Source organism: Micromonospora kangleipakensis (genome assembly GCF_004217615.1).
Classification (GTDB): Bacteria; Actinomycetota; Actinomycetes; order Mycobacteriales; family Micromonosporaceae; genus Micromonospora; species Micromonospora kangleipakensis.
Genome location: NZ_SHLD01000001.1, coordinates 2570210 through 2584569, shown reverse-complemented (window position 1 = coordinate 2584569; position 14360 = coordinate 2570210). Strand labels below are relative to the sequence as shown.

Sequence of the window (14360 nt, the reverse complement as noted above, 5' to 3'; positions counted from 1 at the left end):
GGCGGCCGGTCGGGAATGCGGGAGGCATCAGCGCATGCGCCGGCCCCTCGGCACCGGGTCGGTCTCGTCGTCGAACTCGCCGATGACCTCCTCCAGAAGGTCCTCCAGGGCCACGAAGCCGATCGGCCGGGTCGGGCCACCGCCGTTGCTGACCAGCGCCAGCTGGGCCTGCCGGCCGCGCATCGCCGCCACCGCCTCGGTCACCGAGGCCGCCCCGGGCAGGGTGAAGGCCGGGGTCATCAGCTCAGCGGCGGTAGCCGCCCGGCCGGTGGTGACGGCTCGGACCGCCTCCCGGACGTGCACCAGGCCGCAGACCTCGCCGCCGGCGTCGAGCACGGCCAGCCGGGACCGGCCGCTGTCCCGGGAGACGTGCTCGATCCGCTCGGCGGTGTCGTCCCGGCGGACCGTGACGATCCGGTCGAACGGCTCCATCACCTGCGCCACCGTGGTGCCCTGCAGCTCCAGCATGCTGGTCAGCAGCTGGTGCTGCTCCGCGCCGAGCAGCCCGTGCTCGCGGGACTGCTCCAGCAGGATGCGCAGCTCGTCCGGGCCGTGCACCATGGCGAGCTGGTCCTGCTGCCGCACGCCGACCAGCCGCAGCACCAGGTTGGCCAGCGCGTTCAGCGCCGAGAGCACCGGGCGGGAGACCCGGGCGAAGGCCCGGAACGGCAGCGCCAGCAGCGTCGCCGAGCGCTCCGCGTCGGTGATCGCCCACGACTTCGGGGCCATCTCGCCGACCACCAGGTGCAGGAACGTCACCAGGCCGAGGGCGAAGAGCAGCGCCACCAGGCGGCTGACCGCGTCCGGCAGGCCCACCGCGTGCAGCAGCGGGCTGAGCAGGTGTTCGATCGCCGGCTCGGCCAGGGCGCCCAGGCCCAGGGTGCAGAGCGTGATGCCGAGCTGCGCGCCGGCCAGCATCAGGGACAGCTCGCGGACGCCGTCGAGCGCCGCGCGGGCGGCCCGGCCGCCGCCGGACGCCGCCTGCTCCAGCCGGTACCGCTTGGAGGCCACCAGGGCGAACTCGGCGGCCACGAAGAAGCCGTTCAACGCCAGCAGCACGGCGCTGAAGAAGAGTGCGAAGCCGGGGCTCATGCGGGGACCTCCCCGCGCCGCGCGGCGGACATGGTCAACCCGCTCATGCCGCCTCCTCCCCGCGTTCGGCCGCGGCCATCCGGAGCCGGACGGAGTCGGCGACGTGCCGGTCCACGGCCAGCACCTCGACCAGGGCGCGCGGCTCGGCGTCGGGCTCGCCGCCGTCGGCGGCGAGGCTGATCTCCAGCCGGTCGCCGACCTCGGGCACCCGGCCCAGCTCCCGCATGACCAGCCCGGAGAGGGTGTCGTACTCCGGAGCCTCGGGCAGCGAAATGCCGGTGCTGTCGGCGACCTCGTCGATCCGCCAGCGGGCCGGCACCACCCAGGAGCCGTCGTCCTGCCGGGCCGGGGCCCGCTCCGGCGGGTCGTCCTCGTCGCGGATCGGCCCGACCAGCTCCTCGGCGATGTCCTCCAGGGTGATCACGCCGGCGAAGCCGCCGTACTCGTCGACCACGCAAGCGAGCTGCCGGTGGCCGACCCGGAGCCGGTCCAGCACCGTCGGCAGCGGCAGCGTCTCCGGCACCAGCAGCGGCGGTACGGCCACCGCGCCGACCCGGGTGGTCGCCCGCTCGGCCGGCGGCACGCCGAGCACATCGGCGATGCCGACCACGCCCACCAGGTCGTCGACGCCCTCGGCGCCGCGGACCGGGAAGCGGGAGTGGCCGGTGTCGAGCAGCTCGACGACCCGGCTGACCGGCTCGTCGGCGCGCACGGTGTGCACGTCGACCCGGGGCACCATGGCCTCACCGGCGGTCAGCTCGCGGAAGTCCAGGCCCCGGTCGAGCAGGTCGGACATCTCGGCGTCGAGGCTGCCCTCCTCGCGGGACTCGGCGATGATCTGTTCCAGGTCCGCCGGGGTGGCGCCGCTGGGCAGCTCCTCGATCGGCTCGATGCCGACCCGGCGGAGCAGCCGGACGGCGGCCCGGTCGAAGAGGGTGATCACCGGGCCGGCGAGCTTCAGGTAGATCAGGGTGGACCGGCTCAGCGCCCGCGCGAGGGGTACGGCGCGGGCGATGGCCAGGTTCTTCGGGGCCAGCTCGCCGAGGACCATCTGCACCACGGTGGCGATGAGCAGGGCCAGCACCACCGAGAGCGGCAGGCTGATCCCGGTGGAGACCCCGGCGACGCCGAGCAGGTCGGCCAGCCCGGTGCCCAGGTACGGCTCGGCGACGTAACCGACGAGCAGGGCGGTGACGGTGATGCCGAGCTGGGCGCCGGAGAGCATGAACGACAGCCGACCGGTCACCGCCAGGGCCCGGGCGGCGGGCACGTCGCCGGCGTCGGCGAGCTGCTTGAGCCTGCCGCGGTCCACGGCGACGTAACCGAACTCCTGGGCCACGAAGTAACCGGTGGCGGCGGTGAGCACGATGATGAGTACGAGACCCACGACGATCAGCACGGGAGGTTCAGGGCTCCCGGGGTCGTCGGGGCGAGGGAATGCCGGGCACGACCCGGCTGGCTACTGCTGCCCTCCTGGGCAGAGGAGTCGATCATGCCCCCATTTTATCCGCGCTGGCTGGACGCCCGCTGAAGGTGGCGCAGTTGTCCGGTTCCACCCCGGTCAGCGGTCGGCCAGCTCGTCCGTGTCGAGCAGGGCCCGGTCGACCCGACCCGACCGGTACGCGGCCCGACCGACCATCTGGGCGGCGACCGGCGCGGTGGCCAGTTGGAAGATCGCGACCAGCGCCAGCATGCCCAGGTCCGACGGCGTACGCAGGCGCAGCGCCACCCCGGCCAGCAGGAGCAGCACGCCGAGCACCTGCGGCTTGGTGGCCGCGTGCATCCGGTCCAGCACGTCCGGGAAGCGCAGCACGCCGATCCCGGCGGCCAGGCTGAGCAGGGCCCCGGCAACCAGGCAGGCCGCGCCGAGCCAGTCGGCGACCGCCCCCATCACGCCTCCTCGCGGACGGCGAAGCGGACCATCGCCACCGAGCCGACGAAGCCGAGCAGGGAGAGCACCACCAGCACGGGCAGCGTGGTGGCGTGCCGGTTGACCGCCGCCTCGGCGCCGACCGCGCCGAGCATGATGGAGAGCAGCAGGTCGGCGGCGACGACCCGGTCCAGCAGCGACGGCCCCCGGTAGATGCGGGCCAGGGCGAGCAGGGCGGTGACCGAGAGCAGCACGGTCAGCACGACGGCGAGGAGCGTGGTCACGGATTGTTCCTCCGGTCGACGGGTTCGGTACGCAGCTGGCGTACCTCGGCGGGCGAGCCGATCGCGCGGACGATGCGCCGCTCGACGGCGAGGATCCGGTCGCGGCTCGCGGTCAGGTCCGCCGGGCCGCGGACGTCGAGCACGTGCGCGTAGAGGACGGCCCGGTCCCGGTCCACCTCGAGGATGAGGGTGCCCGGGACCAGGGAGATCACCTCGGCGGTGAGCGCCAGGTTGAGGTCGGTGCGGACCCGCAGCGGCACCGCGATGATCGCGCCGCGCGGCCGGTAGCCGGGGCGGACGGCGATCGCGGCGACATGGACGCTGGCGCTCACCAGCTCACCGGCGAAGGTGGCGGCCAGCACGAGCAGCGCCCCGGGGCGGAGCCGGCCGCCGAAGGTGACCGGCGGCAGCGGGAAGAAGAGCAGCACGGCGCCGCCGACGACCAGCCCGCCGAGCACGTTGCCCCAGGTCACCTCCCCCCAGAGCAGCAGCCAGGTCAGCACCAGCCAGCCGAGCGCGACCGCCTCGTCCCGCCACCGGCCGCCGCGCCCCACTTTCGCGTTGCGGCCCGGCGCCCCGGACGGCCCGGCGCCGGGGTGCGGCGGCGGAGCCGCCGGCCCGTCGCGACCGGACGGCCCGCCGGCCGTCACGGAACGCCACCCGGGAAGACGGCCCGCACGTAGGGGGTACGTGCGCGCAGGTCGGTGGCGGCGTCCGCGGTGACCTCGAAGAGCGGCCCGGCGGCGAGGGTCAGCGCCACGCCGAGCACGACCAGGGCCGTGGTCGCGCCGACCATCAGCGCCGGCAGCCGTACGGTCGGATCGGTGGTGGCGAGCCGGGGCGAGCGCCAGAACGCGATGTTCCACACCCGGGAGGCGGCGTAGAGGGTGAGCAGGCTGGTCACCGCCCCCGCTCCCACCAGCACCCCGGGGAGCACCCCGGGCGCCGCCACGCCGGCCTGGAGCAGACCGAGCTTGCCGAGGAAGCCGGAGAAGGGCGGGACGCCGGCGAGGTTCATCGCCGGGACGAAGAAGAGCACCGCGAGCAGCGGCGCGACCCGGGCCAGCCCGCCGAGGCGGCGCAGGTCGGTGCTGCCGGCCCGCTCCTCGACCAGACCGGCGACCAGGAAGAGGGTGGTCTGGATGGTGATGTGGTGCACCACGTAGAAGATCGCCCCGGAGAGGCCGGCGACGCTGCTCAGCGCCACCCCGAAGATCATGAAACCGATGTGGCTGACCAGGGTGAACGAGAAGAGCCGCTTCATGTCGGACTGGGCCACCGCGCCGAGGATGCCGACCACCATGGTCAGCCCGGCGACCACCATGAGCAGCCGGTCGGCCTGCCCGCCGGGGAACAGCAGCGTCTTGGTGCGGATGATGGAGTACACGCCGACCTTGGTGAGCAGGCCGGCGAAGACCGCGGTGACCGGGGCCGGGGCGGTCGGGTAGCTGTCCGGCAGCCAGGCGGAGACCGGGAAGACCGCCGCCTTGATGCCGAAGGCGAGCAGCAGCATGAGCTGCAACGCCATCCGTACGCCGGCCGGCAGGCCGTCCAGCCGCCCGGCGAGCTGGGCCATGTTGAGGGTGCCGGTGGCCGCGTACACCAGGCCCACCGCGGCCAGGAAGATCATCGAAGAGAGGACGCTGACCACCACGTACGTCGAGCCGGTCCGGATCCGGGTCTCGGTGCCGCCCAGCGTGATCAGCACGAAGCTCGCCGCCAGCAGGATCTCGAAGCCGACGAAGAGGTTGAACAGGTCCCCGGCCAGGAAGGCGTTGGTGACGCCGGCGGTCAGCACCAGGTAGGTGGGGTGGTAGATGCTGACCGGCGCGGTCTCGCTGGTCTCCCCGCGCCCCTGGCCGATCGAGTAGAGCAGCACGCAGAGCGTCACCGCCGACGAGACCACCAGCATCAGCGCGGCGAGCTGGTCGGCGACCAGCACGATGCCCACCGGCGCCGGCCAGCCGCCCACCTGCACGACCACCGGCCCGTGCCGGTACGCCTCGACCAGCAGCGTCACGGCGACCGCCAGGGTGGTGGCGAGGCCGACCACGCTGACCGACCGTTGCAGCCGGGGCCGGTTGGCCAGGATCAGCGTCAGCGCGGCGCCGAGCAGCGGCACCACCACGGGCAACGGCACCAGCGCCGGGGTCACCCCTGCTCCCCGCGGCGCAGCCGACGCAGCGCGGGCCCCGGGTCCACCTGCTCCGGGTCGTTGTCCGGACCCTCGCCGCCGAGGTCCGCGGTGGAGACCTCGTTCCGCTCGGCGAGCCGAACGACCTGCCGGTCCTCCAGGTCGTCCTGCACCTCGTCGTCGCCGGTGAGATACCAGCTCCGGTACGCGACCGCGAGCAGGAACGCGGTCAGCCCGAAGGTGATCACCACGGCGGTCAGCACCATCGCCTGGGACAGCGCGTCGCTCATCTCCCCGCTGGGCGCGGTGCCCACCACCGGGGCGGCCCCGGACCGGCCGCCGAGCAGGATCAGCAGATTCACCCCGTTGCCGAGCAGGATGACCCCGAGCAGGATCCGGCTCAGGCTCCGCTCCAGCAGCAGGGTGACGCCGGTGGCCACCAGCACCCCGACGGCGATCACCAGCACCAGGGTCGGTCCCGCCCCAACCGCCTTCACCGCGCCACCTCTGTTCGCGACTGCGGGGCTCGCAGAACCGGCTCACTCCTCGCGCTCACCGCGCCACCTCTGTTCGCGACTGCGGGGCTCGCAGAACCGGCTCACTCCTCGCCCTCACCGCGCCACCTCTGTTCGCGACTGCGGGGCTCGCAGAACCGGCTCACTCCTCGCGCTCACCGCGCCACCTCTGTTCGCGACTGCGGGGCTCGCAGAACCGGCTCACTCCTCGCGCTCACGTCCGGTCCCCCTCCCGGTGGACCGCCAGGCCCGCCTCCGGGCCGCCGCTCGCCTCGACGTGCCGGTCCACCTCCGCGCCGAGGCTGCGCAGGATGTCCAGCACCAGCCCGACCACGATCAGGTAGACGCCCACGTCGAAGAAGAGCGACGTGACCAGGTAGCAGTGGCCGACGGCGGGCAGCCAGAGGTCGACCTTCACGCTCTCCAGCACGGATCCGGTGCGGAGCAGCCCGATCGCGCCGGTGCCGACGGAGACGGCCAGCCCGGCGCCGAGCACCGTCCCCGCCCCGACCGGCGCCGCCTCGGCCAGCTCGTACCGGCCGCCGGCCAGGTAGCGGACGGCGAGGGCGAGGCCGGCGACCAGGCCGCCGGCAAAGCCGCCGCCGGGGGCGTTGTGCCCGGAGAAGAGCAGGAAGAGGGAGAAGAGCAGCACGGTGTGGAAGATCAGCCGGGTGACCACCTCGAAGACGATCGACCGGCGCCGCTCGCGCAGGGTGGCCCCGCCGCGCAGCCAGACCGGCCGCCGGTCCCGACGGGGCGCGGACGGCGCGGGGCGGCGCGGCCGCGGCCCGGTGCGGGACCGTTCGAAGATCAGGCTGGCCACGCCGGTCGCGGCCACCACCAGCACGGAGAGCTCGCCCATGGTGTCCCAGGCCCGGATGTCGACCAGGGTCACGTTGACCACGTTGCGGCCGTAGCCCTGGGCGACCGCCAGGTCGGGGAAGGCGAGCGAGATCGACGGCGTCCGCCGGGCGCCGGCCGCCGCGAGGGCGAGGCCGGCCATCACCACCCCGGCCGCCACCCCGATTCCCCGCCGCAGCCAGCGGCTGCGGCGCAGCGGTCGGGCCGAGAACCGGTCCGGCAGCCGCCGCAGCACCAGCACGAAGAGCACGATGGTGGCGGTCTCGACCAGGAACTGGGTGAGCGCCAGGTCGGGCGCGCCGTAGAGGACGAACATCATCGCGGTGCCGTAGCCGGTCACCCCGACCAGCAGCATCGCGGTGAGCCGGCGGCGGGCGCCGACGGCGAACACCGCCGCCACCGCGATCACCAGGCAGACCACGAGCTGGGCGGGGGTGTCCCAGAGCGCGATCCGTTCCCGCCAGGGGCGGGCGGTCAGCATCGCCGCGCCGGGCAACAGCACCAGCGCGAGCAGGATGGCGCCGAGGTACTGCGGCAGCGAGCCGCGCTGGGTGGCGCCGGTGACCTCGATGGCGAACCGGTCGAAGCGGTGGGTCACCCACTCGTAGCCCTGGTTGCCGCCGACCGGGACGTGCAGCCGGGCCAGCGCAGGGGCGAGCGGGCCGCGTACCAGGTGCAGCGCGACGCCGGCGGCGACCGCGACCGCGGAGAGCCCCAGCGCCAGGTTCGGCCCGGGCCAGAGCGCGAGGTGCGCCTCCCCCGGACCGAAGAGTTCGGCGTACGGGTGGAGCAGGCCGCCCAGCCAGCCGGCGGCGGGACCGAAGGCCAGCCCGGCGGCGGCGAGCAGGGCCGGTGGCGCCAGCATCGCGGCCGGGGCGGCGGCCAGTTCGGTGGCCGGCGTGCCGGGCCGGGTGGCGAAGGCGCCCCACAGGAACCGGATGCTGTAGGCGACGGTGAGGGCGGTGCCGCCGACCAGCACGGCGAGCACGAGCGGCCGGTCGGTGAAGGCGGCGAGGACCGCCTCCTTCGCGACGAAGCCGAACAGCGGCGGCAGCCCGGCCATCGACGCGGCGGCGAGCCCGGCGACCACCGCCAGCAGCGGCGCGGTACGCCCGACCCCGGAGAGCTCCCGCAGGTCACGGGTGCCGGCACAGTGGTCGAGGAGGCCGACGACGAGGAACAGGGCCGCCTTGAACAGCGCGTGCGCCAGCAGCATCGCCGTGCCGGCCAGCGCGGCCTTCGGCGTGCCCGCGCCGATCACCACGGTCAGCAGGCCGAGCTGGCTGACCGTCCCGTACGCCAGCAGCAGCTTCAGGTCGGTCTGCCGCAACGCCGCCCAGCCCCCGGCGACCAGGGTGACCAGCCCGGCGACCACGGTGACCGGACGCCACGGGCCGGCGATCGCGAGCACCGGGGCGAGCAGCCCGACCAGGTAGACCCCGGCCTTCACCATCGCCGCCGCGTGCAGGTACGCGCTGACCGGCGTCGGCGCGGCCATCGCCACCGGCAGCCAGGAGCTGAACGGCACGACGGCGGACTTGGCCAGCGCCCCGGCCAGGATCAGCAGCACCGCCGCGGCGAGGTACCCGCCACCGGGCAGCGGCGCGGCCGCGATCGCCGACCAGCGGTAGCCGCCGGCGTGCCGGCCGAGCAGCAGGAAGCCGACCAGCATCGCCAGCCCGCCGAGGGTGGTCACGGTCAGCGCCTGGGCGGCCGCCCAGCGGCTGGACCGCCGCTCGGTGCTGTGCCCGATCAGCAGGTAGGAGAAGACCGTGGTCAGCTCCCAGAAGACGTAGAGCAGCAGCAGGTCGTCGGCGACCACCAGGCCGAGCATCGCCCCGGCGAAGGCGACCAGCACGGCCGCGAACCGGGCCACCCCCGCCGAGCCGGGGTGGAAGTAGCGGGCGGAGTAGACCAGCACCAGCGCGCCGACGCCGCCGACCAGCAGCAACATCAGCCAGGACAGGGTGGTGACCCGCAGCGCGAGGTCGAGCCGGAGCTGGCCGATCCACCGGTACGTCTCGACGACCGCGCCGCCGTCGCGGACCGTCGGGGTGTGGGCGACGGCCCAGCCGAACGCGGCGGCCGGCGCGAGGGCGAGCGGGTAGCAGGCGCGCGGACCCCACCAGCGGACCAGCAACGGCGCGAGCAGGGCCGCCACCAGGTGCAGGATCAGCAGTACGAGCACGCGGGCTCCAGGTCGAGTGGGACCGCACGCCGGGGCGGGCACGCTCCGGCCACGACCGATCAGACGTCAGATCGCCGGCCCAGGGGCGGGTTTGCGGAAAACGGTCCGACCGGGACCGGGCCGGGTCAGCGACGCGGTACGGCGTACCGGAGCGGGGTCAGCGCAGCGCGCTGTCGCCGGTGGAGAGCGCGGGCGCGCGGGACGGCCGCTCCCGGCGGGTCTCCACCAGCAGGTCGGGGCGGCCGAGCTGGCGCACGGCCTTGTTGACCACCCGCTGGGCGGCGGCGAGGGAGCGCACCGAGAGCAGCCGGCCGCGGCTCTCCCGGCGGAGGACGAAGTAGTGCACCGCGGCGCGGACCAGCCCCCGGTCGGCGGCGCTGGAGTGGGCGGTGGCGATGACCAGCTCGCGCAGGCAGCGGGCGAGCTGCTCGGCGAGCTCCAACTCGGGGCCCTGCAGGCCGGTGCGGAGCGCGGCGAGATGGCTGTCGACCTTGCGGATGAGCACATCGGTCCCGGGCCCGGAGCCTCGCTCCTCGACGGTCATCCAAAGCCCTCCACCCGACGCTGCGTTGCGAGTGAAGTTACTTTATGTTGCGCGGCACAAGCAAGCAGTTAGTTAAGACTTAACGCGTTCAACGTCGCATCCGTCGCGTAAGCGCCCGGAGCCGGACAGAACCCGCGTCCGGCGCGGGCGGGATGTCACACCGCCGGGGCAGGATGGGAGCGTGGCGAACGAGATGACCGGCGGGGACGCGGTGCTGGCGGATTTCGGCGCGGCGACCCGGGAGTGGTTCACCGCGGCGTTCGCCGCGCCCACCGCCGCCCAGGCCGGCGCCTGGCGTTCGGTGGCCGCCGGGCGCAACGCCCTGGTCGTCGCCCCCACCGGCTCCGGCAAGACCCTCGCCGCGTTCCTCTGGTCGCTCGACCGGCTGGCCAAGGAGCCGCCGCCCGCCGAGGCGCGGCAGCGCTGCCGGGTGCTCTACGTCAGCCCGCTGAAGGCGCTCGCCGTCGACGTGGAGCGCAACCTGCGCACCCCGCTCGCCGGCATCCGGCAGGCCGCCACCCGGCTCGGCGTCGCCCCGCCGGAGATCACCGTCGGGATGCGCACCGGCGACACCCCGGCCGACGAGCGGCGTGCCTTCGCCCGCACCCCGCCGGACATCCTCATCACCACCCCCGAGTCGCTCTTCCTGCTGCTCACCTCCGCCGCCCGCGACTCGCTGCGCGGGATCGAGACGGTGATCGTCGACGAGGTGCACGCGGTGGCCGGCACGAAGCGCGGCGCCCACCTGGCCCTCTCCCTGGAACGCCTCGACGAGCTGCTGGCGACGCCCGCGCAGCGGATCGGCCTCTCCGCCACCGTCCGGCCGATCGACGTCTGCGCCCGCTTCCTCGGCGGGGCCCGCCCGGTCGACGTGGTGCAGCCGCGCAGCAGCAAGACCATCGAGGTCAGCGTCCAGGTCCCGGTGGAGGACATGACCCGCCTCGACGAGCAGGAGCAGCCGCCGGACGACCTGGGCGGCCCCGGCGGCCCGCGCCGGCCGTCGATCTGGCCGGCCGTGGAGGAGCGGGTCTTCTCGCTGATCCGGGCGCACCGCTCGACCATCGTCTTCACCAACTCGCGGCGCAGCGCCGAACGGCTCTGCGCCCGCCTCAACGAGCTGGCCGCCGAGGAGCTGGCGGCCGCGGCCGGCCCGGACGCCGGCCGGGCCGCCGACGGCGGCGGGCCGGTGGGCGTACCCGACGGTTCGGTGCGGGCGCCGCGCCAGCCGGCGGAGGTGATGGCGCAGTCCGGCGCGGCGGCCGGCGCGGCCCCGGTGATCGCGCGGGCCCACCACGGCAGCGTCTCCCGGGAGGAGCGCAAGCACATCGAGGAGGCGCTCAAGTCCGGCCAGCTCCCGGCCGTGGTCGCCACCTCCAGCCTGGAGCTGGGCATCGACATGGGCGCGGTCGACCTGGTGGTGCAGATCGAGGCGCCGCCGAGCGTCGCCGCCGGCCTGCAACGGGTCGGCCGGGCCGGGCACCAGGTCGGCGCGGTCTCCCGCGGCGTGGTCTTCCCCAAGCACCGCGGCGACCTGCTCTCCTGCACGGTGGTCGCCGAGCGGATGGCCGCGGGCGCCATCGAGGAGCTGCACTACCCGCGCAACCCGCTCGACGTGCTGGCCCAGCAGATCGTGGCGATGGTGGCGCTGGAGCCGTGGCAGCTCGGCGACCTGGCCGTGCTGGTCCGCCGGGCCGCACCCTTCGCCGAGCTGCCCGACTCGGCACTGCACGCGGTGCTCGACATGCTCTCCGGGCGGTACCCGTCGACCGCCTTCGCCGAGCTGCGGCCCCGGCTGGTGTGGGACCGGGCCACCGACGTGCTCACCGGCCGCCCCGGCGCGCAGCGGCTCGCGGTGACCAGCGGCGGCACCATCCCCGACCGGGGCCTCTTCGGCGTCTTCCTGGCCGGGGCGGAACGCGCCGCCCGGGTCGGCGAGCTGGACGAGGAGATGGTCTACGAGTCCCGGGTCGGCGACGTCTTCCTGCTCGGCTCCTCCTCCTGGCGGATCGAGGAGATCACCCCCGACCGGGTGCTGGTCTCCCCCGCCCCCGGCCAGGCCGCCCGGATGCCGTTCTGGAAGGGCGACCAGCTCGGCCGGCCGGTCGAGCTGGGCCGGGCCATCGGCGCCCGGGTCCGCGCCCTGCTCCGCCAGGACGACGAGACCGCCACCGCCGCACTGCGCGCCGGCGGGCTCGACGACTGGGCCGCCGGCAACCTGATGGGGTACCTGCGCGAGCAGAAGGCGGCGACCCGCTCCCTGCCGGACGACCGGACGGTGGTCGTCGAACGGTTCCGCGACGAGCTGGGCGACTGGCGGCTCGCCGTCCACTCGGTGCTCGGCGCCCGGGTCAACGGCCCGTGGGCGCTGGCGATCGGCCGCCGGCTCGCCGAACGGTACGGGGTGGACGCCCAGGTGATGCCCTCCGACGACGGCATCGTGGTCCGGCTGCCCGACACCGCCGACGAGCCACCCGGCGCCGACGTGGTGGTCTTCGAGCCCGACGAGATCGCCCAGCTCGTCGAGGAGTCCGTCGGCACCTCCGCGCTCTTCGCCGCCCGGTTCCGCGAGTGCGCGGCCCGGTCGCTGCTGCTGCCCCGCCGCGATCCGCGTCGCCGGCAGCCGCTCTGGCAGCAGCGCCAACGCGCCGCCCAGCTGCTCGACGTCGCCCGCGAGTACGCCGACTTCCCGGTCACCCTGGAGGCCGCCCGCGAGTGCCTCCAGGACGTCTTCGACCAGCCCGCCCTCGCGGAGCTGATGCGCGACCTGGGCAGCCGCAAGGTGCGGCTGGTCGAGGTGGAGTCCGAGCGGCCCTCGCCGTTCGCCCGCTCGCTGCTCTTCGGCTACGTCGGGGCGTTCCTCTACGAGGGCGACGCGCCCCTCGCGGAGCGCCGGGCCGCCGCCCTGGCCCTGGATTCGGGCCTGCTCGGCGAGCTGCTCGGCCGGGTCGACCTGCGGGAGCTACTCGACCCGACGGTGCTCGCCGAGACCGAGCGGCAGCTGCGCTGGCTGACCGAGCAGCGCCGCCCGCGCGACGCCGAGGACGTGGTCGAGCTGCTCCGGGTGGTCGGCGACCTGAGCGAGGCCGAGCTGGCCGAGCGGGGCGCGCCGGTGGCGTGGCTGACCGAGCTGGAGGCCGCCCGCCGGGTGCTGCGGGTCCGCGTCGCCGGCGAGGAGCGCTGGGTGGGCGTCGAGGACGCCGCCCGGCTGCGCGACGCGCTCGGCGTGGCGCTGCCGGTCGGGGTGGCCGAGGCGTACCTGGCGCCGGTGGCCGACCCGCTCGGCGACCTGGTGGCCCGCTACGCCCGCACCCACGGCCCGTTCGCGGCGGCCAGCTGCGCCGCCCGGTTCGGGCTGGGCGTCTTCGTGGTGGAGCAGGCGCTGCGCCGGCTCGCCGCCACCGGCCGGGTGGTCTCCGGGGAGTTCGCCCCGGACAGCGTCGGCACCCAGTGGTGCGACGCGGAGGTGCTGCGGCTGCTGCGCCGCCGCTCGCTGGCCGCGCTGCGCCGGGAGATCGAGCCGGTGCCGCCCCGGGCCCTCGCGGCGTTCCTGCCCCGCTGGCAGCAGGTCGGTTCGTCGGCGCGGGGGGTGGAGGCGCTCGCCGCCGCCGTCGAGCAGTTGCAGGGCGCGGCGGTGCCCGCGTCCGCGTTGGAACGCCTCGTGCTGCCCGCCCGGGTGGCCGACTACTCCCCCGCCCAGCTCGACGAGCTCTGCGCCAGCGGCGAGGTGGTCTGGGCCGGGTCCGGGGCGATCTCCGGCGGCGACGGCTGGGTCACCCTGGCGTACGCGGACGCCGCGCCGCTGCTGCTCCCGCCGCCCGACGAGGCGCTCACCCGCACCCCGCTGCACGACGCGGTGCTCGACGCGCTCGCCGACGGCCAGGCGCTCTTCTTCCGCTCCCTGTCGGACCGGGTGGGGGCCACCGACGACGCCGCGCTGGCCGCCGCCGTCTGGGACCTGGTCTGGGCCGGTCACCTCACCAACGACACGCTCGCCCCGCTGCGGGCGGCGCTCGGCGGCGGCGGCGCGCACCGGTCCCGCCCGTCCGCGCCGCGGACCCGCTACCGCCGTCCCGGCCGGGTGGCGCTGCCCAGCCGCAGCGGCCCGCCGACGGTGGCCGGGCGCTGGTCGCGGCTGCCCGAGCGGGACCTCGACCCGACCCGCCGGGCCGCCGCCCTCGCCGACCTGCTGCTCGAACGGCACGGCGTGGTCACCCGGGGCGCGGTCATGGCCGAGCAGGTGGTCGGCGGCTTCGCCGCGGTCTACCCGGTGCTGTCGGCGCTGGAGGAGCGCGGGGCGGCCCGCCGGGGCTACTTCGTCGAGGGGCTGGGCGCCGCCCAGTTCGCCGTGCCCGGCGCGGTGGACCGGATCCGCGCCCTGGCCGACCCGGCCGACGGCGGCCGGGGCCGGGGCGGGCCGACGCTGGTGCTCGCCGCCACCGACCCGGCCAACCCGTACGGCGCGGCGCTGCCCTGGCCGGAGCGGGTGGTCGACTCGGGTGACGGCGCGGCCCCGGCCAGCGGGCACCGGGCCGGGCGCAAGGCCGGCGCGCTGGTGGTGCTGGTCGGCGGCGACCTGGTGCTCTACGTGGAGCGGGGCGGGCGGACGATCCTCTCCTTCACCGACGACACCGACACGCTCGCCGTGGCCGGCAAGGCGCTCGCCGACGCGGTGCACTCCGGCGCGCTCGGTGCGATGTCGGTGGAGCGGGCCGACGGCGAGGCCGTGCACTCGTCGCCGCTGCGCGACGCGCTGACCGCCGCCGGCTTCCGGGCCACCCCCCGCGGCCTGCGGCTGCGCGGCTGAACCCGGCCCACCGCCGCCGGGCCAATCTCCGGCCCGGCGACGGCACGGCGGGCGCCTCGACCGGCCGC

Annotated in this window: 10 protein-coding genes; 1 reads left to right on the top strand and 9 read right to left on the bottom strand. The window is 75.5% G+C overall.

The genetic code is table 11. From position 1 onward, the window contains the following. Positions 1–27: 27 nt before the first annotated feature. From EV384_RS12515 to EV384_RS12475, 9 genes are all read right to left on the bottom strand, one after another. Positions 28–1092, bottom strand: coding sequence for a hemolysin family protein (locus EV384_RS12515; RefSeq protein ID WP_130333127.1), 1065 nt, complete (start codon positions 1090–1092; stop codon positions 28–30). A gap of 43 nt (positions 1093–1135) precedes the next feature. Then, positions 1136–2491 carry a hemolysin family protein gene (locus EV384_RS12510; protein ID WP_130333125.1) on the bottom strand — a complete coding sequence of 452 codons (1356 nt, stop codon included), beginning with the start codon at positions 2489–2491 and terminating at the stop codon, positions 1136–1138. A 162-nt stretch (positions 2492–2653) separates the two neighbouring features. Beyond that, positions 2654–2983, bottom strand: coding sequence for a monovalent cation/H(+) antiporter subunit G (gene mnhG / locus EV384_RS12505; RefSeq protein WP_130333123.1), 330 nt, complete (start codon positions 2981–2983; stop codon positions 2654–2656). Further along, a complete protein-coding gene (locus EV384_RS12500) occupies positions 2983–3246 on the bottom strand; it encodes an MrpF/PhaF family protein (RefSeq protein WP_130333121.1) in 264 nt (87 codons plus the stop codon). The genes mnhG and EV384_RS12500 overlap by 1 nt, the downstream gene beginning before the upstream one ends. Further along, positions 3243–3800 carry a Na+/H+ antiporter subunit E gene (locus tag EV384_RS12495; protein WP_130340477.1) on the bottom strand — a complete coding sequence of 186 codons (558 nt, stop codon included), beginning with the start codon at positions 3798–3800 and terminating at the stop codon, positions 3243–3245. The genes EV384_RS12500 and EV384_RS12495 overlap by 4 nt, the downstream gene beginning before the upstream one ends. A gap of 92 nt (positions 3801–3892) precedes the next feature. After that, positions 3893–5401, bottom strand: coding sequence for a Na+/H+ antiporter subunit D (locus EV384_RS12490; RefSeq protein ID WP_130333119.1), 1509 nt, complete (start codon positions 5399–5401; stop codon positions 3893–3895). After that, on the bottom strand, positions 5398–5877 hold the full coding sequence (locus EV384_RS12485) for a Na(+)/H(+) antiporter subunit C (protein ID WP_130333117.1): 480 nt from the start codon (positions 5875–5877) through the stop codon (positions 5398–5400). The genes EV384_RS12490 and EV384_RS12485 overlap by 4 nt, the downstream gene beginning before the upstream one ends. 232 nt (positions 5878–6109) lie before the next feature. Then, positions 6110–8944, bottom strand: a complete 2835-nt coding sequence (locus tag EV384_RS12480) for a Na+/H+ antiporter subunit A (protein ID WP_130333115.1) — start codon at positions 8942–8944, stop codon at positions 6110–6112. A gap of 157 nt (positions 8945–9101) precedes the next feature. After that, the gene (locus tag EV384_RS12475; protein WP_130333113.1) at positions 9102–9488 is read right to left on the bottom strand and encodes a hypothetical protein; all 387 of its coding nucleotides are present in this window, start codon (positions 9486–9488) and stop codon (positions 9102–9104) included. Between the two features lie 193 nt (positions 9489–9681). Here EV384_RS12475 and EV384_RS12470 point away from each other — a divergent pair, with 193 nt between their 5' ends. After that, positions 9682–14292, top strand: coding sequence for an ATP-dependent helicase (locus tag EV384_RS12470; protein ID WP_130340475.1), 4611 nt, complete (start codon positions 9682–9684; stop codon positions 14290–14292). Positions 14293–14360 lie beyond the last annotated feature (68 nt).

Excerpts from the sequence above, each read along its gene's own strand:
- EV384_RS12470 (WP_130340475.1), top strand. The coding sequence starts at position 9,682 with ATGACCGGCGGGGACGCGGTGCTGGCGGATTTCGGCGCGGCGACCCGG.
- EV384_RS12515 (WP_130333127.1), bottom strand. The coding sequence starts at position 1,092 with ATGAGCCCCGGCTTCGCACTCTTCTTCAGCGCCGTGCTGCTGGCGTTG.
- EV384_RS12475 (WP_130333113.1), bottom strand. The coding sequence starts at position 9,488 with ATGACCGTCGAGGAGCGAGGCTCCGGGCCCGGGACCGATGTGCTCATC.
- mnhG (WP_130333123.1), bottom strand. The coding sequence starts at position 2,983 with ATGGGGGCGGTCGCCGACTGGCTCGGCGCGGCCTGCCTGGTTGCCGGG.